This window comes from Enterobacter cloacae complex sp. P27C (assembly GCF_014895705.1).
GTDB lineage: Bacteria > Pseudomonadota > Gammaproteobacteria > Enterobacterales > Enterobacteriaceae > Enterobacter > Enterobacter bugandensis.
Genome location: NZ_JADBQB010000008.1, coordinates 140,942 through 161,834 on the forward strand (window position 1 = coordinate 140,942; position 20,893 = coordinate 161,834).

Annotated in this window: 20 protein-coding genes; 9 read left to right on the forward strand and 11 right to left on the reverse strand. The window is 52.1% G+C overall.

Annotated elements, in window-relative coordinates:
- Window positions 1-6: 6 nt before the first annotated feature.
- The 4 genes from IM291_RS17395 (at window position 7) to IM291_RS17410 (ending at window position 4,262) form a co-directional block, all read left to right on the forward strand.
- Complete coding sequence (locus IM291_RS17395; protein ID WP_192971842.1) at window positions 7-1,383, forward strand: glycoside hydrolase family 1 protein; 1,377 nt, start codon at window positions 7-9, stop codon at window positions 1,381-1,383.
- A 5-nt stretch (window positions 1,384-1,388) separates the two neighbouring features.
- Window positions 1,389-1,691 (forward strand): PTS lactose/cellobiose transporter subunit IIA, encoded by a 303-nt coding sequence (locus IM291_RS17400; protein ID WP_028014979.1) that lies wholly within the window; start codon window positions 1,389-1,391, stop codon window positions 1,689-1,691.
- Between the two features lie 138 nt (window positions 1,692-1,829).
- Complete coding sequence (locus IM291_RS17405; RefSeq protein WP_049000263.1) at window positions 1,830-3,209, forward strand: carbohydrate porin; 1,380 nt, start codon at window positions 1,830-1,832, stop codon at window positions 3,207-3,209.
- 147 nt (window positions 3,210-3,356) lie between these two features.
- Complete coding sequence (locus tag IM291_RS17410) at window positions 3,357-4,262, forward strand: EamA family transporter (RefSeq protein WP_028014977.1); 906 nt, start codon at window positions 3,357-3,359, stop codon at window positions 4,260-4,262.
- 48 nt (window positions 4,263-4,310) lie between these two features.
- Here IM291_RS17410 and nepI read toward each other — a convergent pair whose 3' ends face one another.
- The gene (gene nepI, locus IM291_RS17415; RefSeq protein WP_049000261.1) at window positions 4,311-5,501 is read right to left on the reverse strand and encodes a purine ribonucleoside efflux pump NepI; all 1,191 of its coding nucleotides are present in this window, start codon (window positions 5,499-5,501) and stop codon (window positions 4,311-4,313) included.
- A gap of 207 nt (window positions 5,502-5,708) precedes the next feature.
- On the opposite strand from nepI, the gene IM291_RS17420 reads away from it, so the two are divergent.
- Window positions 5,709-6,707: an aldo/keto reductase gene (locus tag IM291_RS17420; RefSeq protein ID WP_049000259.1), complete on the forward strand. Its 999-nt coding sequence runs from the start codon at window positions 5,709-5,711 to the stop codon at window positions 6,705-6,707.
- A gap of 62 nt (window positions 6,708-6,769) precedes the next feature.
- On the opposite strand, the gene IM291_RS17425 is transcribed toward IM291_RS17420, so the two are convergent.
- The 8 genes from IM291_RS17425 to IM291_RS17460 are packed head-to-tail and all read right to left on the reverse strand — an operon-like array spanning window position 6,770 to window position 12,694.
- Complete coding sequence (locus IM291_RS17425; protein ID WP_049000257.1) at window positions 6,770-7,945, reverse strand: acetyl-CoA C-acetyltransferase; 1,176 nt, start codon at window positions 7,943-7,945, stop codon at window positions 6,770-6,772.
- A complete protein-coding gene (locus IM291_RS17430; RefSeq protein WP_028014973.1) occupies window positions 7,942-8,355 on the reverse strand; it encodes a carboxymuconolactone decarboxylase family protein in 414 nt (137 codons plus the stop codon). The genes IM291_RS17425 and IM291_RS17430 overlap by 4 nt, the downstream gene beginning before the upstream one ends.
- Window positions 8,342-9,562, reverse strand: coding sequence for an MFS transporter (locus IM291_RS17435; RefSeq protein WP_049000255.1), 1,221 nt, complete (start codon window positions 9,560-9,562; stop codon window positions 8,342-8,344). The genes IM291_RS17430 and IM291_RS17435 overlap by 14 nt, the downstream gene beginning before the upstream one ends.
- A gap of 21 nt (window positions 9,563-9,583) precedes the next feature.
- Window positions 9,584-10,234, reverse strand: coding sequence for an HAD family phosphatase (locus IM291_RS17440; RefSeq protein ID WP_047366714.1), 651 nt, complete (start codon window positions 10,232-10,234; stop codon window positions 9,584-9,586).
- A gap of 3 nt (window positions 10,235-10,237) precedes the next feature.
- Window positions 10,238-10,462: a 2-hydroxymuconate tautomerase gene (locus tag IM291_RS17445; protein ID WP_041911708.1), complete on the reverse strand. Its 225-nt coding sequence runs from the start codon at window positions 10,460-10,462 to the stop codon at window positions 10,238-10,240.
- A 7-nt stretch (window positions 10,463-10,469) separates the two neighbouring features.
- A complete protein-coding gene (locus tag IM291_RS17450) occupies window positions 10,470-11,303 on the reverse strand; it encodes a hypothetical protein (RefSeq protein WP_049000252.1) in 834 nt (277 codons plus the stop codon).
- On the reverse strand, window positions 11,296-12,072 hold the full coding sequence (locus tag IM291_RS17455; protein ID WP_028014968.1) for an AfsA-related hotdog domain-containing protein: 777 nt from the start codon (window positions 12,070-12,072) through the stop codon (window positions 11,296-11,298). Before IM291_RS17455 ends, IM291_RS17450 begins: the two co-directional genes overlap by 8 nt.
- Window positions 12,073-12,082: 10 nt before the next feature.
- Window positions 12,083-12,694, reverse strand: a complete 612-nt coding sequence (locus IM291_RS17460; protein ID WP_049000250.1) for a hypothetical protein — start codon at window positions 12,692-12,694, stop codon at window positions 12,083-12,085.
- 187 nt (window positions 12,695-12,881) lie between these two features.
- Between IM291_RS17460 and IM291_RS17465 the strand changes: the two genes are divergently transcribed.
- A complete protein-coding gene (locus IM291_RS17465; RefSeq protein ID WP_049000249.1) occupies window positions 12,882-13,802 on the forward strand; it encodes a LysR family transcriptional regulator in 921 nt (306 codons plus the stop codon).
- Here IM291_RS17465 and IM291_RS17470 read toward each other — a convergent pair.
- A complete protein-coding gene (locus IM291_RS17470) occupies window positions 13,799-14,251 on the reverse strand; it encodes a DUF1198 domain-containing protein (RefSeq protein ID WP_045260830.1) in 453 nt (150 codons plus the stop codon). The two genes, IM291_RS17465 and IM291_RS17470, sit on opposite strands and share 4 nt — an antisense overlap.
- 324 nt (window positions 14,252-14,575) lie before the next feature.
- Between IM291_RS17470 and IM291_RS17475 the strand changes: the two genes are divergently transcribed.
- Genes IM291_RS17475 through IM291_RS17485 form a run of 3 tightly spaced genes read left to right on the forward strand, consistent with a single transcriptional unit; the run spans window position 14,576 to window position 19,383 of the window.
- A complete protein-coding gene (locus IM291_RS17475; RefSeq protein WP_192987395.1) occupies window positions 14,576-17,218 on the forward strand; it encodes a T6SS effector BTH_I2691 family protein in 2,643 nt (880 codons plus the stop codon).
- Window position 17,219: 1 nt separating this feature from the next.
- Window positions 17,220-18,323, forward strand: coding sequence for a DUF6708 domain-containing protein (locus tag IM291_RS17480; RefSeq protein WP_192987397.1), 1,104 nt, complete (start codon window positions 17,220-17,222; stop codon window positions 18,321-18,323).
- Complete coding sequence (locus tag IM291_RS17485; protein ID WP_192987399.1) at window positions 18,316-19,383, forward strand: DUF6708 domain-containing protein; 1,068 nt, start codon at window positions 18,316-18,318, stop codon at window positions 19,381-19,383. Before IM291_RS17480 ends, IM291_RS17485 begins: the two co-directional genes overlap by 8 nt.
- A 59-nt stretch (window positions 19,384-19,442) precedes the next feature.
- Here the strand turns inward: IM291_RS17485 and uhpT are convergent, their stop codons facing one another.
- Window positions 19,443-20,834 carry a hexose-6-phosphate:phosphate antiporter gene (uhpT, locus tag IM291_RS17490; protein WP_192987400.1) on the reverse strand — a complete coding sequence of 464 codons (1,392 nt, stop codon included), beginning with the start codon at window positions 20,832-20,834 and terminating at the stop codon, window positions 19,443-19,445.
- Between the last annotated feature and the right edge of the window lie 59 nt (window positions 20,835-20,893).

Consider the following 20,893-nt stretch of genomic DNA (forward strand, 5'->3'; position numbering starts at 1 on the left):
AAGGACATGAAATACGCATTTCCCGATAACTTCTGGTGGGGCAGCGCAAGCTCCGCTCTCCAGACCGAAGGGGCAAGAGAGGGGGAAACCACATGGGATTACTGGTTTGCCCGCGAGCCGAACCGTTTTCACAACGGCGTGGGGCCGCAGCACACCTCCACGTTTTATCAAAACTGGAAAACGGACATTCAGCTGTTAAAGCAGCTGAACCACAACAGCTTTCGCACCTCGATTAGCTGGGCGCGCCTGATCCCCGACGGTATCGGTGAAGTGAACCCGGAAGCGGTCGATTTTTACAATCAGGTCATTGATGAGCTGAATGAACAGGGCATCACGCCGTTTATCACCCTGTTCCATTTCGACATGCCGATGGCGATGCAGGAGATCGGCGGCTGGGAAAACCGTGACGTGGTGGACGCTTACGCCCGCTATGCGCAGATCTGCTTCGAGCTGTTTGGCGACCGCGTGCTGCACTGGTTTACCTTCAACGAGCCCATCGTCCCGGTGGAGGGCGGTTATCTGTACGACTTCCACTATCCCAACGTGGTGGATTTCCGCCGGGCCGCCACCGTGGCGTATCACACCGTGCTGGCCCACGCGAAGGCCGTTCAGGCTTACCGCGCCGGACATTACGCGGGTGAGATCGGCATCGTGCTGAACCTGACGCCGTCCTACCCGCGCTCGCAGAACCCGGCGGACGTGAAGGCGGCGCACATCGCGGACCTGATGTTTAACCGCAGCTTCCTTGACCCGGTACTGCGCGGGGAGTATCCGGCCGACCTGGTGGCATTGCTGAAATCCTACGATCAGTTGCCCGCCTGCAGGCCGGAAGACAGCGCGTTGATTGCGGAAGGAAAAATCGACCTGCTCGGCGTGAACTACTATCAGCCGCGTCGCGTGAAGTGTCGCGACAGCGCGGTGAACCCGCAGGCGCCGTTTATGCCGGAGTGGTTCTTTGATAACTACGAGATGCCGGGCCGCAAGATGAATCCGTACCGCGGCTGGGAAATCTACGCGCCGGGTATTTACGATATTCTGGTTAACCTGCGCGACAATTACGGCAACCCTCGCTGCTTTATTTCTGAAAACGGCATGGGCGTCGAAAATGAACAGCGCTTTATTGAAAATGGCCAGATTAACGATCACTACCGCATCGAGTTTATTTCTGAGCATTTAACGTGGCTGCATAAAGGGATTAGCGAAGGGTGCAATTGCCTTGGCTACCATATGTGGACGTTTATTGATAACTGGTCGTGGTGCAATGCCTATAAAAACCGCTACGGATTTATCCAGCTTGATTTAGAGACGCAGCAGCGCACCATTAAGAAAAGCGGAGAGTGGTTTGCCGCCACCGCCTTAAATAATAGTTTTGAAAAAGAGTAATAATGATGATCGCACTAGAAGAAGCCGTAATGGAAATTATCGTCAACGCCGGACAGTCCCGCAGCCTGTGCTTTGAAGCGCTGCACGCAGCGCGTCAGGGCAACTTTGACGAGGCCAAAAGCCTGCTGCACGAAGCCGACGGCTACGCGCGCCAGGCGCACAAGATGCAGACCAAACTGATCGAGCAGGATGCGGGCGAAGGCCGCCAGCCGATGACGTTAATCATGGTGCACGCGCAGGATCATTTAATGAATTCCTTATTAGCGCGTGAACTGTCTGAAGAAATTATTCATTTATATCAGAGATAGTCTATGGCGAAATAAAGTTAATGTAATACCTCTGTACCCTAAATAGAGATCCACTTGTTCTGATGATAGCGACATACTCTGTCAGATCGGAGCGGGATGGTTATTGTCTGAATAAAATTAAACTATATTGAGATAACCATGAATACAATTAAAAAACTTCCATTAACCATGGCGGTTATCGCCGCGCTTTGCCCAATTTCCGTACTCGCACAAGAATTTACCCAGGAGCAAATCGACGCCATTGTGGCGAAAGCGGTAGATAAAGCTCTGGCCGAGCGTCAGGCCAAAATGGATGCGGCGGTTGCGAAAAAAGCGGACGTGGTGACCGAGCCGCAAAGCGCGGCACAATCCCCGGATATGGCGATCCCGTTCGGCATTAAATTTACCGGCTACGCCCGCTACGGCGCGCACTTCCAGGCCGCCGATCAGAAATACGTGGCGGTGGACGGCTCCTACAACGGCGCGTCCGCGATTGGTCGTCTGGGTAACGAAGGTAACGGCGGGGAATTCCAGCTCTCCAAGGCCTTCAAAGGGGACAACGGCGCCATCTGGGACATCAACGTGATGATCGACCACTGGGGCGACGAGGTTAACCTGAAAAAAGCCTACGCGGGGGTGACCAACATTATGGCCTCCAACCCAAATGCCTACTTCTGGGCCGGTCGTGACTTCCACCAGCGTCCGCAGCAGGGCATCAACGATTACTTCTGGATGAACCACGACGGCCAGGGCGCAGGGGTGAAGAACTTCGACATCGGCGGCGTGCAGTTTGACGTGGCTGCCGTGGCGGCAGTCGAATCCTGTAGTCCGGAAGTGATGGAAGACGAAGCAAACCCGTCGCGCATCACCTGTACCGGCGGTTCCGGCACGGGCGACAAGGGCAACTACGCCGCGACCTCCAAAATCCACGGCATGAAGCTCGGCCCGATCGACATGGAGCTGTACGCCAACTATGGCTTTGATTCGAAAGCGGTTGAAAGCGACGAACGCCTGAACGCCTGGCAGGGCGGCGTGGTGCTGAGCCACACCAACGACAGCGGCGTGAACAAGGTGATCGCCCGCTACTCCGATAACGCGGACAACAGCGTGTTCAACAAAACCGAAGATCTGACCACGGTCTACGCCAGCTTCGAAGGGCTGTATAAATTCACCCAGGCCACGCAGGTGGAGTACATCCTCGCCTTCCACGACTACGACAACAGCCACGATAAGACCGACAACCGCAAGAACTACAACGCCATCGTGCGCCCGATGCACTGGTGGAACGACGTTCACTCTACCTGGCTGGAAGCAGGCTGGCAGCACGTTGACTTCGACAACGGCGGCGACAACAAGGGCTGGAAGCTGACCCTGTCGCAGAACATGTCTATCGCCATGGGGCCTGAGTTCCGTCCGATGCTGCGCTTCTACGTCACCGGCGGCAAGGTGGATAATGAACGCACCGCGCGCGTGAACAATACCAAAGACGAGACGCTCGACGACTTCAACGTCGGCGCGATGTGGGAGGCGTGGTTCTAAGGTCAACAACATGCCGGGTGGCGCTACGCTTACCCGGCCTACGGTTTTCCCCCTCTCCCCGTGGGAGAGGGCCGAGGTGAGGGCATCAGGCCGCACACAACCATGCTATGCTGTTGGCCAATTAACGACAACATAGCAGGGGAGAAAATGGGTTCCACACGCAAAGGGATGCTGAACGTCCTGATCGCCGCCGTTTTATGGGGCAGTTCCGGAGTTTGCGCGCAGTACATCATGGAGAAAAGCCACATTTCTTCGCCTTACCTGACCATGGTTCGCCTGCTGTTTACCGGCGTGATCCTGCTGACGCTCTCCTTCGTTCACGGCGACAAGATTTTCTCGATCATCAAGCATCGTAAAGACGCGCTCAGTCTGCTGTTTTTCTCGCTGGTCGGCGCGCTCACCGTGCAGCTCACCTTCCTGCTGACGATTGAAAAATCCAACGCCGCTACGGCGACCGTGCTCCAGTTTCTGTCGCCGACCATCATTGTGGCGTGGTTCGCCCTGGCGCGGAAAACGCGTCCCGGCGTGTTTGTCCTGTCAGCGATTTTTACGTCGTTGATCGGCACCTTCCTGCTGGTGACACACGGCGACCCAACCTCGCTCTCCATCTCCCCTGCCGCGCTGTTCTTCGGCATCGCCTCGGCGTTTGCCGCCGCGTTTTACACAACCTATCCGTCAGCGCTGATTGCCCGCTACGGCACGCTGCCGATTGTCGGCTGGAGCATGTTGATTGCCGGGTTAATGCTGACGCCGTTCTACGCCGGGCGCGGCACCACTTTCGTGATTGACGGCGGCCTGCTGCTGGCGTTTTTCTACCTGGTGGTGATCGGCACGGCGCTGACGTTCAGCCTGTACCTGAAGGGCGCGCAGATGATCGGCGGGCCGAAGGCGAGCATTCTGAGCTGCGCCGAGCCGCTGAGCAGCGCGTTGCTGTCGGTGGTGTTGCTTGGCGTGGCGTTTACGCTGCCGGACTGGCTGGGGACGCTGCTGATTGTGTCGTCGGTGGTGCTGATTTCGATGGATTCGCGTAGAAGGGTTAAGGCATCGGCGTAGCCTGATGCCCTCACCCCAACCCTCTCCCACGGGAGAGGGAGAAAAACACTACTTCGCCTTAACCTTTCCCGCCACCAGCAGCGCGGTCAGCAGCATCAGCGTGCCGGAAATCACCAGCGGCGACGTCAGCCCCAGATGGTCGAGCGCCACGCCGCCAATGGCCGCACCGCAGGTGTTCGCCAGCTGGATCACCGCCACCTGAATCGACCCGGCTTTTTCCGCCTGATCGGCAAGCGTTCGGGTGATCCACGTCGACCAGCCCACCGGCACCAGCGCAAAGGCAAAGCCCCAGATAATCGCAATCGCCGAGGCAACCCACTTGTCGCTACCCCACAGAATCAGCACCGTGGCACTCACCGCCAGCAGCAACGGCGCACCCGCCAGCGCCACCTTCAGGGAGCGCTTCAGGAACTGGGACGACAGCGACGTGCCGATAAAGCTGGCGATACCGAAGCTCAGCAGCACCAGCGTCAGGCCGTCCACGTCAAAGCCCGCCATGGTCATAAACACCGGGCGGATGTAGGTGAAAAAGGCAAACTGCCCGGCAAAGGCCATAAAGATGGCGGTCATCCCCGCCAGCACGCCCGGACGCTTGAGCAGCGCGAACATGTTCTGTTTGTGGTGCGCCGCTTCGCCCGGCAGGGACGGCAGCGCCTTCCACACCCAGATAATGCAGAGCACACCCATCACTGCCGCCGCGTTAAAGACGTTACGCCAGCCGATAATCCCACCAAGGAAGCTGCCTAGCGGCGCGGCAATCACCAGCGCAATAGAGACCGCGCCGAAGATAACGGACAGCGCTTTTGGCACGGTGCGCGCGGGCACCAGGCGCATGGTAAGCGAGGCCGACATCGCCCAGAAGCCGCCTAATCCCAGCCCCAAACAGGCGCGACCGAGCAGCAGCAGAGTGAAGCTTTCCGCGAAAGAGACCAGCAGGCAGGAGAGCGTCAGCAGCACGCTGAACAGAATGACCACTTTGCGGCGATCAATCGCGCCAATCACCTGAGTGATAAACAGGCTGGCGAACATCGCCACAAAGGCGGTGACGGTAACGGACTGCCCCGCCACGCCTTCGGAAATGCCCAGATCCTGCGCCATCGGCGTCAGCAGGCTCACCGGTAGAAACTCAACGGTAATCAGGCAGGCGACGCAGAACGCCACGGAGAAAACCGCCGACCAGTTGGGGCGCGACACCTCTTTGGTCTGCGGTCTGGTTGTGGGCTGGATATGTTCTGTCATGGCGTCACCTGAAGATAAAAACGTGCGGAAAAGTCGCGCAGTTTATCATCAAAAGTGTGACGAATTTAACGTTTAGACAACTTTTGTCGTTTTTAATGATTCGGAAGGCAGATCGGCGGTGACTGATACCTTTTCAGCATAACGAAAATGAAAATTCAGTAACCACAATTGAGGTGAAACAATCATAGCGTCTGAAAAGGAGAAACTATGAAAACACGTACTTTATCTCAAAATCTTACCGTCAGTGCCGTCGGCTACGGTGCCATGGGTCTGAGTGAATTTTATGGCCAGACTGATGACAAAGGCTCACTGCAGGTATTGCATAACCTCATCGATCTGAACGTGACGTTTATTGATACCGCAAATTTATATGGCCGTGGCCATAATGAAAGGCTAATCGGTCACTTTCTTGCCGGGCTGGATAAAAACACGCGCGACCAGTTCAAAATTGCCACGAAGTGCGGCATCGATCGCTCTCCTGACGAGTCCTACGCCCGCACCATCAACAATACGCCGGACTATATCATCCGCTGCTGTAACGAATCCCTTAAGCGGCTTGGCGTGGAGCGAATCGACCTCTTTTATCTTCACAGAGTGAGTAACGCAACCCCGATCGAAGAGAGTATGGATTGTCTGCGCACCCTTGTTAAAGAGGGCAAGATCAACCACATCGGCCTTTGCGAAGTGTCGGCTTCAACGCTGCAACGGGCTCATGCGGTGCATCCGGTCACCGCATTGCAAACAGAATATTCTCTGTGGACACGAGACATCGAGGAAAACATTTTGCCGGTCGTGAAAGCGCTAGGTATCGGCCTGGTGCCCTACTCACCTCTTGGCAGAGGCTTCCTGACGGGAAAATACCTGAACAACAACGATTTTGCAGAAGGTGATTTCCGCAAGAATAACGAACGATTTGTTCAGTCCAGCCTCGATCATAATCGCCAGTTGCTCGATATCATTACCCCGCTGGCGGCAAAATACGGCTGTACCGCAGGTCAGATTGCGCTTGCCTGGCTGTTAGCACAATACGATCGGCTGGTTCCCATTCCGGGTACTAAGCACGTTAGCTATCTGGCCGAGAACGCGCGCGCTGCCGATATTGTGCTTGAGAAGAGCGATATCGAATCGTTGAACAACCTTCATCGCCGGGTAGCGATTAAAGGCGATCGTTATTCTGCCGAGGGTATGAAGGGCGTGAATGCCTGATACAGCATCTTGAAAATAAAAAACCGGGTTTCCCCGGTTTTTTTATATCCACAGATACGCCGTTAGCGATAAACGCTCAACGCGACGCCTTCCCCGCCGCCAACGCACAGTGCGGCAACGCCACGCCTGGCATCATTACGGATCAGGGAATGAACCAGCGTCACCAAAATTCGGCAGCCGGATGCACCTATCGCATGCCCAAGCGCGATTGCCCCGCCGTATGGATTGATACGATCCGGGGAAATTCCGGCCTGCTGAATCACAGCCAGCGCCTGGGCGGCAAACGCTTCGTTGGATTCGAGATGATCGACATCCTCAGGCTTCCATCCCGAGCGGGAAAGACAGTCGGCAATGGCCTGAATCGGGGCTGCACCCATTAATGCCGGCTGGATACCGGAATTGGAAAATACGCCCAGTGATGCCAGAACCGGCAAACCACGTGCTTCGGCAGTCTCACGCGTACAAAGCAGGACCGCCGCGGCACCGTCATTCAACGATGAAGCATTTCCCGCCGTCACCGTACCCTCTTTTCGGAAGACAGGCTTTAGTTTCGTCAATTTTTCGATACTGGTTGCACGCGGTCCTTCATCCCTCTCCACGCTGATCGTTTCACCTTTTCGCGTCTGCCACTCAACCGGGACAATTTCACGCTCAAAAATGCCACGCGCCTGCGCTTCAAGCGCATTGTGGTGAGAGGCAAGGGCATATTCATCCTGCATTTCGCGGCTAATACCAAACTCCGTCGCAACATTCTCTGCGGTGATACCCATGTGATAATCGTTGAAAGCATCCCAGAGCCCGTCAGAAACCAGGCTATCTTTGAGAGTAATATCACCCAGCCGCGTTCCGCTACGCGACGTCGTGGCGATATGCGGCGCGTTGGACATACTCTCCTGACCACCGGCGATAACAAACTCGGCCTCACCCGTCTGCAGCGCCTGCATGCCAAGATGGACCGCCTTAAGCCCGGACCCGCACACTTTGTTTACCGTCAGACATTGCGTATCTACGGGCAATCCAGCATTCAGTGCCGACTGTCGGGCCGGGTTCTGGCCGCACCCCGCAGTAAGAACCTGTCCCATAATGACCTGAGAGATATCACTGGCTTCTACGCCAGATTCTTTCAGGAGCGCCTGAATGACGCGGCTTCCCAGGCCAGAGGCTGAATGCTCCGCAAGCGCGCCCTGAAATGCGCCCGTCGCCGTGCGGCGGGCTGCAATAATAACAATCTCGCTCATGCGTCACTTCCCTTCAGTCCTGGCAAAGTATGGCCCGTCGCGGCCATTGCCGCGCGGTATGCAGTAAGACCATTCATGCAGGCGGGAACGCCAGCATATACCGCCATCTGTATCACAATTTCAAGCAGCTCTTCCGGCGTCACGCCGGTATTGAGCGCGCCTCGCATATGCAGTTCTAGCTGCGGCATGGCATTACCCAGCGTCACAAGCGAGGCGACGGTCAACATTTCGCGCGTTTTGAGATCCAGTCCCGGACGACCCACCACATCCCCGAACGCATAGTCGGTAATCAGGGCGGGCAGCCCCGGGTCCAGCTCGCTCAGGCGGCGGGTGACTTTATCCGCAAGCCCCGCTTCAAGACGGTCCATAATCTCTCTGCCATAGCGCGTGCGGTCATTAATTTGACTCATAAGATTTCTCCATACGGGATTGTTTTGCGGTCAACGTTGCCGGAATAACCGCGACAAGCAGAACGGACAGACCGATGGCCGTACCGGCGACGATATACAGGAGCGGCATTGAAAATGATGAAACCATCCAGGCACCGACTGACGCACCGATACCAATGGCGGTATTGAAAAATGAAACGTAGATTGCGGAGGCCGGGAAGGCTTTATCCTCTGCCATACGTAAAACCCACGTCTGGAAACCGACAAATATTCCTGATACGGCGACACCCCAGACAACCATACTGGTAAATATCAACGCAGCAGAGAGCGAGGAACCAGACAGGCCCAGGAACAGCAGCACTGCACAGATCAGCAGTACAGACAAAGAGACCGTCAGCTTGAGATACTTATCAATCAACACGCCGGTCAGGAAATTACCTGCCAGACCCGCGATGCCGTAAACAAAAAGCACAGCAGGAATAATGGTGGTGGACAGTAAACTCTGCGTGTGTAGCCAGGGTTCAATGTACGTAAAGGCAGCAAAGTGAGCCGTCACAGCCAGCAAGGTTGCTGAGTAAATTTTCCATAATGTTGACGATTTCAGCACGCCTTTAAGCGCATCCAGCCCGAGCGCGCTTTTGCTGGTAATCCTGGGAACAAGAACGCTAATACCCACAAAGGCAATTACGCTCAGCGCGGCCATCAGCCAAAATGCCTGCCGCCAGCCGAAGTGAATACCAATATAGTTGGATACCGGTACGCCAAAAACGCTTGCTGCGGAAACACCACCAAATACGATTGACGTCGCCGCCCCTATATATCTGGCAGGGACCATAGCCACCGCCGTTGCGCCGATCATCGCCCAGAATGCGCCGTGAGCGAGCGCACCCAGTACGCGGGCGCTAAGCAGCATGCTATAGACGTTTACCGTCGCAGCCATAACGTTAGAGACCAGAAGTACCACGGTAAGCACAAGTAAAAGCCGCTTCTTGGCCACATTCCCTAAAAAGACGGAGGCAAACATCGCACTCAACGCCCCCACCCAGGCATAAAGCGACACGGTCATGCCCACCGCAGATTCCGAAGTCTGTAGCCCCTCTGCGATTGGCGTTAATAATCCGACTGGCGCCAGTTCGGTGGTGACAATAGTAAAGGTTGAAATTGCCAGAATGAATAAAGCAAGCCATGACCTTAACGTCATATTCTGCGGAGTGAGTTCTGAAGTCATACTACTTACCTCAATATGGATTTAAATAATGTGCCAATTTTTTTCAGTTGCATATCTGGTAAGCGCGGAATGCTCTCCCACACAGACGGGATGGCCAGTGGCTTCCAGCATTGGAATATCCGAAAGATCGTCGCCGTAGGCATAACAATCCACGGGGTTAATCTCTTTATCATCGCAAAAGGCGATAAGCGCGTCTTTTTTACCTGTTCCAATTGTTTGAGGCAGGCCGATTTCACCCGTCAACTCACCTTCGTCATTTATTATCACCGGCGCACAGAGTACTTCCGTTACTCCAAGATATTTTGCAATGGGTGAAAGAATCGGAAGCATAGAGCCCGATATAAATACGGTATACATGTTCTGGTTCTGATGTTTTTTAAGGGCTGAAACAGCACTCTCAATAAAAAAATTGCTTTCCAGCTTACGCCTGAACCACTTCTCACCCATTTCTTCCAGATAACGACAAGACACACCTTTAAACTGACGATAATAATCTCTGTTCAGGGCTTCCCTTGGCACGCCGTTTTTCACGTCGGTGCGAAAACGAGACATATAGCGTTGAAGACGATCGTTTTGATTATTTTCCCTGCACCAGAAATCATAGAAATCAAACATGCTTTTAATATTTATAAGCGTTTCATCAACATCAAAAAAAGCGGCATGTTTACGCAAACTTTATTCCTCGTAGTTTTTTCTTCGACTCTTAACCGGAAAATCTCTATCCGTACCAGACACGCCTGCATCCGCCCAGCGAGAAGGCGCAATTTCAGAAACCACCACGGAAATTTTATCCAGCGGCGCACCCGTGTTTTTGTGAACGGCAAATGTAATATCTTCCTGGAGTCTTATGATTTGATTTTCATCTTTCGCAGGCCAGGTCATAACATGAACAAATGGCATATTTTTCTCACTCTATAGTTGTAAATTCATCGAAGGAACGGCCTTTGAGTTTTAAATGGGCATGGATATCGCCTCCAAGACCATAAAAGCCAATTGCCCCGCCGTAGCTCTGACGCGAGCTCATATAAAGTACGACTACGTTAATAATTCTGTTTCCTTTCCTCGCCGGAGCCGGGAAAGGATCGGTTAACTCAGCCCAATATTCGGCATTACCTTCGCTATCGGTTATAAATACGTTGGGTATTCCCAGCGGACCTGGCCTGCTCGGATCCTCCGAGGCTAGATCGTTTTCCCTGAGACTCATCACGGTGTAAACGCTATCCGGAACAAGGCTCCGGAACGAAAACGTGAACCGGGCTCGTTTCTTATCTTCGGACAATGTGACCTCAAAGGAGCCCTCTGCCTCGAGCCAGGCAGCGAGGGTCACTGGCTCGATCTCTCGCTTTCCATCGCTGCTGCGATAATCCGCGATATAGCCTTCATGAAGTGGCAGGCCAGGCCTTATTTCATTATTGGCCTGTGGCCGCTGTTCTGGTGCGAAAATCATCCGATAGTTGTTCATCGGAATGGGTAAAGGAAGAGTATGAAGAATGATGTCCTTCAACGCGTCCTGAGGCATCTTTTCCAGATCGCACAGAATGTTATAGGGTGCGACTTCCCCAAATGCCGGAAGCGGGCTGTCCGGAGAGACAATGACGCTTCGCCACTGCAGTCCGTTATCCCCTGGCACCATGCCCACCACGACAAAATTACCCTTCCCGTCCATGACCTCCGCAGGGGGGTAAAGCGGCCCCTGCGTGGTCGCAGCCAGACGGTATTTCTGGCTACGTAATTCAGGCATGCGTTACCCCCTGAGTCACCCCTTGCTGCTCAACAATGGTCGCCTGCATGGCAACCTCAGCCAGAGATTTCTCTTTCTCTGTAATCAGGGCTGAAGGATAAACGGTGAACGAGACATCCATTGTCGCGCAAAGCGTTTGGTGCTGAGTGACGCGAACCTGAGCCTTGAAACGCCCCCGGCGGTCGTTAATATCTTTTTCAAGAAATTCAAAGTGGACCAGCGCCGGTAAAGGGAACAGGAAACTGGCGAAATTGATTGCCATGCTATTAATGACGTAATAGCGTCCACTTTCCTGCTGGTAAATAAATTCTTCGGTGACACCGATAAAGGCCTGTCGGCTGGCTTCAACCAGGAGCATTCCCTGAATATGCTGCCCCGTCTGATGATCCGCCATCAATTCGCAACGCTCATCAATTAACAGCGGCATCGCATAAAGATCGTGGTTATGCTCAGCTTGTTCCGCAGGTCCTATAAGTACATTCTGTTCCAGTCTTTTATGGCAATAAGCATTTTTTTTGTCGCTAACCAGTTTTTCCAGAGAGCACATTTTTAACTTATTACCATGAATCGCATTTCTTGCCTGGTTTGAAATTACCTTTCCGGCAAAATCCTTGCGCACGCCCTGCCCAACAATAATTTCATGTTCTTTATCAATGATATTCGCAGGTATTTGAGTCAATAATTCTAGCTGAGATATAGTCAGTACATCTTTACCATTGGCAAATTCATTAAATTTATCGCCAACAACTACCAACTTTTTACAGTTCATTCATTGTCCCTCAACAACAGCAAGCACGATAGATACGTGTATAAAGGCCGTCATTACCGCCAGTAATAAAGTTATCGCCGGCCTGTTGAATGATTTCCTGATAACGCGCATTGGTAAATGCTTCTTTATATGCTGCTTTATCGCCGTTGAATGAGGAGATAAACATTACACCCGGAACGCCGCTGATCAGTGAATGAAATGCTTCGAAACTTTCAATCTTATCTTTGTTATCTCTTACAACATTAAAAATGGTTTCATCGCGCCACTGACGGTACTGCTGATAGTTATGCGCAGGCACTTCGACGTGTCGGAGTTGAATATAATTTGATTGTGGCAAGCTATTTTTATTATCAATTGGGGATTCAACAAACTTAAGCAGTTCGCGACGGATATCGGCAGAAAGAACTTCAGAGAAACGATGGAACATGGATTCCATTTCACTTTCAACCCATGCAATTTCTTTAATATCGTTGAATGCGCGTAATTCCAGCAATTCATTAACGCCGTTTTCTTCACAGGTATAGTAGCGAACGTTTTCATTGCTTTTTAAGGAAGTAAATTCTTTTTCAGAAAAAGTGTTTTTTAATGGGAAGCGTGATAACAGTACATATTTAGACGACATAATTACTCCGAGTATTGATTAAGTGAGGATTCGGATAGAAATTTATCAATACAGGAAACTATTGGAATTGTTAAATTTGTAATATATTTTTTGTATTACTGTTAAAACGGGTTTTGCTGCCAGCATTTAGCGTGTAATATCGAAATGGAAAAAAGACGAAATACCTTTTCGCATTTAGGACCCACGTATGGCTACAGCAGAACATTTAATCAGCAATAACCTGCCCAGTATCAAACAATTACAATGCTTTCTCGCTGTTGCACATGAACTGAACTTTCGTAAGGCTGCCGAACGTCTGCGCATGACTCAACCTCCTCTGACGCGTCAGATAAAATGCCTTGAAGCGGTGTTGAAACGTCAGTTGTTCAGTCGCAGCACGCATGACGTTAGCCTCACTGAAGCAGGCCGAGCGCTGGTCGTTCAGGCAGAAAAAATACTCAAAGACATCAGCAGCTTAAAAGAAGATCCTCACTCTTCAGAAACGAGTCTGCGCATCGGTCTCACGCGCACGCTTAATTTTGAATATATTGAACCTGTAAATACCCAGCTTCAAAAAATGAACGTCGGAGATGACGTTGAAACGCCCGACCTGACGTCAGCACAGCTGCTGCAAAGCTTGTCTAAAAATATGCTGGATCTGGTGCTGACCGGGGAAAAAGGAACGGGTCATGAAGACATTGTTCAATACCGCTGGGTCTGCCAGGAACCGTTGCTCATCGCAATGCCTTCTTTACATCCTGCCAGTCTGAAAGAGAAAGTCTCGCTGGAAGACATTAGCGATCTTCCACTTTTTTGGTTTTCGAGAAGCGCTAATCCGTCATTCTATGATAAATGCGAAAGCTACTTTGACACGCTGAAAACGCCGCTGAAGCGTATTAAAGAGCCGGATGATTCCCTCGTGATGCTAAGCCGTATCGCAAGAGGGAAAGGGTTTGCGCTACTGCCTCAGTCAAAATGCACCTTCAATCAGGAGGGGCTATGCTATCGCGAACTAACGGACGATGAGGCAAAGAGATTAAATATTGATATCTATGCCGCAACCCGCCTCAATGAAAACAGAGAGGAGATCCTGAACGCTCAGAATATCTTGTGCGGGAAAAAGGCTTAATGCAGATAAAACACACCTTCTTCCGGCAGAAATAGCTGGTTATAGCGCAGCTGGAAGACGTTCAGCTCCTGCGGATCGGGCTCCATTTCGCGCATAAAGCCAAGTGCCAGACGAATTTGCGCGTCGGTAATGGGTGCGGCAAGGCGGGCTTTACGCAGCATACGGTGCCAGGTATGCAGATTCTCTTCGCTACCGTCGACAATACAGACCTGCCAGATGAGCAGCACCTGCGCGGCGTTTTGCAGATGCGCCTCGTCAGGCCGCTCAAGGTAGCGGATAAATTCATTGCCCGGTGTTTTACCGAACTGGTCAATCATCGACTCGATCGGCATCGGGGTAATCCCCAGCCGTTCGCTTAAACGTTTGATGGCGCGGCGGGAATCTGAGGTCAGGACGCGAAATCCCACCACAAACACCACGGCAAGCGTTGCCAGCATTATCCAGACCATGCGTTCTCCTTAGACTAGCCGCTCATCATAGCGGGAAACGCAGCGTGTCGACAGCGGGCATAAACATAATAGTGAATGGAAAACAGGTGGAAAATCGGCATGAAAGCGGATCTGCGCGCGCCTGATCTTAACCTTTTGAAAATGCTCGATGAGCGCAGCGCCGTAGACGCAATCCTCAAAACCTGTAATACGTATTAAACAGGTTAATTTCCTAAAATATCGTGCTGCCGTAATTTAGACTCTGACATATCTTAACCTTTTTTTTTGTATGGTTATAATCATCCCCTTACAATACTTTTTAGATATCAATAAGACAGGGATAGAATGAATACGACGCATGGATGCAATTTTTGTCGACGTATGGGTATGCCATTACTACCGATACGCCCAGCAGTCATGGCAAAGGGAGATGACTTACCTTCTCTCCCCAGTGATTTTTCACCTTCCATACAACCAGAAGGCGAAACAGACTATACCGCGCGACTATTACGAAAGGGATTTTTGTATATTTGGTCCGAGCAATGCCGTTACTGGTTAAACTACTTTGTGACTGATGATGGCTATTTTTATCCCCTTCCGCAAAACGGTAATGTTCCGCCTCGATTGTTTGAGGGGGAGTTGAAGCCATGTATCGCACAACCGCAAGAATTAGCGGCGGCTTCACTTATCACACTCCCCATGAAGCCGCCGGGTATACAAAATGGTAGTTACTGGTTCATTTGGTCTGAAGAGCAATGGACTGATAAAACCCGCCAGTTACATGAAAAGCCAGAATGGCAACAAATGTATATGCAAAAATTTGATATGGATGCATGGTTGATGACACATCAAGGTCAACAGGCCAGGTCTATCAATCTCCTCACACAGACCGTAGCGGAATACAGCCCTTCGGTCCGTATTTGTCAAATGAAAGACTGGACACCTACGCCATTTAAACCAGTAACGGCGAATTCAGCCAGTGAATTAATTAAAGCTGCAACTAGCCTGGATGCTCAGCATGGTGCACTTCTTTTACTTTCTGACCCAGTAGCTGCTGCCATGGAAATCTCATCACTGTCGCGATATCGTTTTGACCAGGCGATAACCGACAACCCTGAATTTAAACGTGGTATTGCATTAAGTGCGATGTTGAACGGACTGGAACTCTCAGTTCGGGAATGCCTGTTCCAGACGGTGAAGGACAGTGATATCAGGAATGAACAAAAAACCCGTTTCGGTTGGGATAGCCCTGCCGGGCCACATTTTCCCGATCCTGAATCAGCAGAAAAACTTCACAGGCTGGATGAAGAAACACGCAATGAGCGAGTTAACGAGGTCTGGCAGCACTACGAAAAGTATATCGACAGAAATCAGCAAAACGAATTTACCAGCAAGCTGATTAAGCACATTACAAGCTATAACGAACGCATTATCGTTCCGATGACCAGAATGTTTCTTAATTGGTTACAAAGCACGGCAATGAAGTCCTACTTCATTCAACATTTTGATCCAACTTCGCCTCACAGTGGTGCTCGTTACATTCAAACCGTATTTAATTGTCTGGTAGGTATGGAGGATAAGGCCGGGGTTATAAAGTTTATTGAGCAACAGTTGTATATGTCTGAAAAGGAGGAGCAAAACTATCTTTTAAGGGCGGTGTTTTTTAACAATAATGCATGGATCTCGCAGTTCGAAGCCGAAATGAATACGCATGGCGGTCGGGACTGGGATAAAGGTATCAGCTGGGACAGGTTGGCTGATGGTGTAAAGGAAATCAGTCAACAATATTCATCAGCAATAAACCTCGCGCTTGAAAGGCTGCATTACCTGTACCTGCCTGCAATCATGAAAGCGACAGGCGAAATGGCCAAAGGCGTACAGGTCAATTTTGCGATTTCTATTCTTGCTATACAGGGAAAAGCGTTTTTGCGAATACCCGTTGATACAGGAACAAAACAATACCTTAACGCCCTCACGCGGGGTATGGCTGGTCTTCTTGAAATGAGTGGTAAGACAGGCGGGCGGCTTTACCAGGCACTGCAGAAAGAAGCTGAATACATGTCCCGTGGCATATCTGAAACAGCAAGGATAAAAACCTATTTACCCACACTGATAGATATTGATGAGGTGAAGAAACTACAGGCCCTTTCTGAACATGAACGTCTGGCGAAACTTGGATCCGTACTGAAAACAGAGGATGAGATCGTCAACGCCGTGTTTCCGTTCTCCACTCACCTTCAGCTTGCAAAAGCCCAAGGGATATCAGGCAATACCATACTCTCAGAACTCGGTCATAATGCCTTCCCCTTTGCTGGAAGCACCTTTTCAGCTCTGTTTCAGGGATGGGTCGTGCTAAATGGTTTTCAAAAAGAGGGATGGCCCGGAACACCCGACGGATGGGCGCGCTTCTCGTCAAATGGCGCTATGGCATGGGCAGCCGCAATGGATACCCTGAAGCGCGCTTCCGCTGGAATTATCCGATTAGAGCTTTCTCCGACGGTGACGTTTGGTGCTCGATTTGTGCTAAAAATCGCCAGTTGGCCATGGTGGGAGCGGCTTGGATTTCTGGGAGGGTTAGTATTTACCGGTGTTGAATTTACAGATGGCATAATAAAGATATCTGAGGGTAAAACGGATATTGGTATAGCTCATTTGGTCAATTCTCTAGGTGTTGGTCTTATGACTCTGGCCACCGGAAAATCCATCATTCTTCCTCTACTAACCTATCTAGGTCTTTCAAGTGCCAGCGTGGCGGAAGGTAGCCTGTTTGCCCTGATCCTCGGCCCTTGGGGGATCTTTGTCAGCGTGTTATTGATTTTAGGAGCGAACGCCTGGTTAGTCAGCCAGACGCGTAATGAGATCCAGGGATGGCTGGCAAGCACCTTATGGCGGCGCATTCCTGATGGCGAATCAACTATTCCAACACAATACCAAAATAGTCTATTGGAACAAGACGCGTTCAAAGCCTTGGGCAAAGGAAATGCATAATATGTTTAAACGTATCCCCCTCGATCCGTCCCGGATGTACATGAACACGTTCACCCGCATCACGGATAAGACCGTGTTACAGCGCTATTTCCGTGGAAAAGGCAACCCCGGCGTCACTGCGGTGTCCGCCATGGACAGCGTGATCCGCATCAACTCCACCTGTCTGGAGCTGGTCGACCGGCTCTATTTTTCCCGTGGTTCCGGTACATTAATTGCCAGTTTTTTCTTTGGCTTATTTTTTGGCGTGTGCTTTCTTTGGTTGGTTTTTAAGGCATTTTTTTTGGGGCAAGGGGAGAATACCCCCTGGGGTGTATTAAGTATTATATGGATTATATTTGTATTACCTCTATCCTGGCTGTCATATAAATTCCTGGTTCTGGAGGTCTTTAACTACACCCACTACCCCATCCGCTTTAACCGCAAAAATAAAACCGTCTATCTCTTTCGCAACGGTAAACCCGTACTCGCCGTACCGTGGCACGACCTGGAGTTTGTCCGCATATCCAACGGCGGCAAACCCGAGTCATGGTCCATTGTCGGCTGCACGCTCGCGGATGACGGCGAAACCGTCACACACTACATTCCCCTCCCCGTCAGCAACAACTGGGGGCCGGAATACCTTGAGGTTTACTGGGAATACATCCGCTGCTACATGGAAGAGGACGACTGCGTGGCAGACCTCGCTGATATCGTCACTTACTGTCTCCCCGTCGAAAAACAGAAGGAAGGCTGGTTTTTTGGGCTGCTCTATATCAGCAAAATGACCAGCAGGCTGGGGTGGCTGGTTAACCTCCCGCTCTTCCCTTTTGTGTTTTTTGTCAGCATCACGCGCTGGCTGGTGATGCTCACCTGCCGCGTTCCCGTCTGGCCGCCTGAAGTGGAGGAGGCCTGCCGCCCGGATGAAAACGACCCGGTCAACAAAGGGGCAGAGCACAACCCGCCGCAGGTATGGCGCCCGATGCTGGCGGTACAGGGAAAAAAGCGTTATGAGGAAAACTACGCCCGCGAGCGGGGCGCGATGGACCGGATCATTGCCCGTCTGAAAGCGAAATATCCACCGTCTGTTCAGCCGGAAAAGCGCCGGGAGAAGAGAAAGCATGTTTAAACGACTCCCCCTCGACCCGTCCCGGATGTACATGGGCACGTTCACCCGCATCACGGACAAGACCGTGTTACAGCGCTATTCCCGTGGAAAAGGCAACCCCGGCGTCACCGCCGTATCCGCCATGGACAGCGTTATTCGTATCAACTCCACCTGCCTGGAACTGGTCGACCGGCTCTATTTTTCCCGTGGTTCCGGTACATTAGTTGCCAGTTTTTTCTTTAGCTTATTTTTTTTGAACTGCTTTATCTGGCCATTGATACAGTTTTTATTACTCGATACAGGTAAAGACCGGAACTGGGCAGGGATGATTATTGTCTGGCTTTTAGTCATTCTCCCCCTTTCATGGCTATCATATAAATTCCTGGTTCTGGAGGTCTTTAATTATACCCACTACCCCATCCGCTTTAACCGCAAAAATAAAACCGTCTATCTCTTTCGCAACGGTAAGCCCGTGCTCGTCGTCCCGTGGCACGACCTGGAGTTCGTCCGTATCTCCAACGGCGGCAAACCCGAGTCGTGGTCCATTGTTGGCTGCACGCTCGCAGATGACGGTGAAACCGTCACACACTACATTCCCCTCCCCGTCAGCAACAACTGGGGCCCGGAATACCTTGAGGTTTTCTGGGAATACATCCGCTGCTACATGGAAGAGGACGACTGCGTGGCAGACCTCGCTGATATCGTCACTTACTGTCTCCCTGTCGAAAAACAGAAGGAAGGCTGGTTTTTTGGGCTGCTCTATATCAGCAAAATGACCAGCAGGCTGGGGTGGCTGGTTAACCTCCCGCTCTTTCCTTTTGTGTTTTTTGTCAGCATCACGCGCTGGCTGGTGATGCTCACCTGCCGCATTCCCGTCTGGCCGCCTGAAGTGGAGGAGGCCTGCCGCCCGGATGAAAACGACCCGGTCAACAAAGGCGCAGAGCACAACCCGCCGCAGGTTTGGCGCCCGATGCTGGCGGTACAGGGGAAAAAACGCTATGAGGAAAATTACGCCCGCGAGCGGGGCGCGATGGACAGGATCATTGCCCGCCTGAAAGCGAAATATTCTTCATTTGTATGATAGAACCGCTTAAACAAAAAAGCCCGGCGGCCAGCCGGGCAAAGACGTTACCTGCACACTCAGGCCGCTTTTAATTTCTGCGCGCGGTTCTCGCGGCGAATTTTACGTTCTTCCAGCACCGCGACCATCGCCATCAGGACGATACAGCCAATCGCTGCCGCATCCAGCGCCGCGAAGGTGCCCGCCCAGCCGGTAAGGCCGAAAATCGGCGTACCGTCGGCGATCATCCCCAGGCCAAGCTTGGCGAAGCTGTCGCCGATCAGGTAGGCGAAGGTGCCTTTAATCCCATCGGCGGCGCCGATCGCTTTTTTCGGCACGAACCCTACGGCCGCCACGCCAATCAGCAGCTGCGGGCCAAACACCAGGAAGCCGAGCGCAAACAGGGACGCCAGGTAAACGTACTGGTTGTTGGCGTGCTGATACACGCCCAGCGTGGCGATAATCAGCGCCAGCGCGACGCAGGCCACCAGCGCACGGCGGCCATTGGCGAGATCCGAGAGCCAGCCCCACAGCAGCGTGCCGACCAGCGCGCCCACTTCGAACAGGGTGAAGCCCTGAATAGCCACCTCTTTCGAGAGCTTCAACTCCTGGAAGGCGTACACCGTTGACCACTGGTCGATGCCGATGCGCACCACGTACAGGAAGATGTTTGAGAAGCACAGCAGCCAGATCACTTTGTTTTTCAGCACGTACTCAACAAAGATCTGCCATTTGGACATCTCGTTCTCTTCGGTCTCTTTGTCCTCTTCGCTGATCTCCTCCCCGAACAGCTCTTCGGCTTTGCCGAGGCCGTACGATTCCGGGGAGTCGCTGCCGAAGCGCAGGCCGATAAAGCCGACGATCAGGGCGATAATCGACGGGAAGATAAACATGCCGATGACGTGGCCGTCGAACAGGTAGTTCGCGCCAAACAGCGCCACGCCTGCCGCCCCCGCCCCGCCGAGGTTGTGGGAGATGTTCCACATGCCGAGGTACGAACCCCGCTTGCGGCGCGGCGTCCATTTGGTAATGGTGGAGTAGCTGCACGACCCGCCGGTGCTCTGGAAGAAACCGCTCAGGGCGTAGAAGGCAATCATCAGGAACAGGCTGACGGAGCCCGCGCCCATGCTGGCGCTGAAGCCAAGCATACAGATGGCGGAGAGGATCAGCATAAACGGCAGGAACTGCTTGGTGTTTTTGCCGTCCGCGTAGTAGGACACAACCGTTTTCCCCACCCCGTAGGTGATGGAGAAGCCCAGGCCAATCATCCCCAGCTGCGTCATGCTCAGCCCGTAGGTGGAGATCATGTCGTTCTGCGCGATGTTAAAGTTTTTGCGGATCAGGTACATGGTCAGGTAGCCGATGAAGACCACCAGATAAGACTGCATGAACGGTTTGAACCACATCTTGCGCCGCACGTCGAGCGGCAGATCCAGGGTCGGCTTGCGCACCTGGTTTAAGAAGGCCAGCATGGTTGGTTTACTCCTGAGCTGATTTTTGCAGCATTGTAAAAATCAGCCGGGAGAGATGC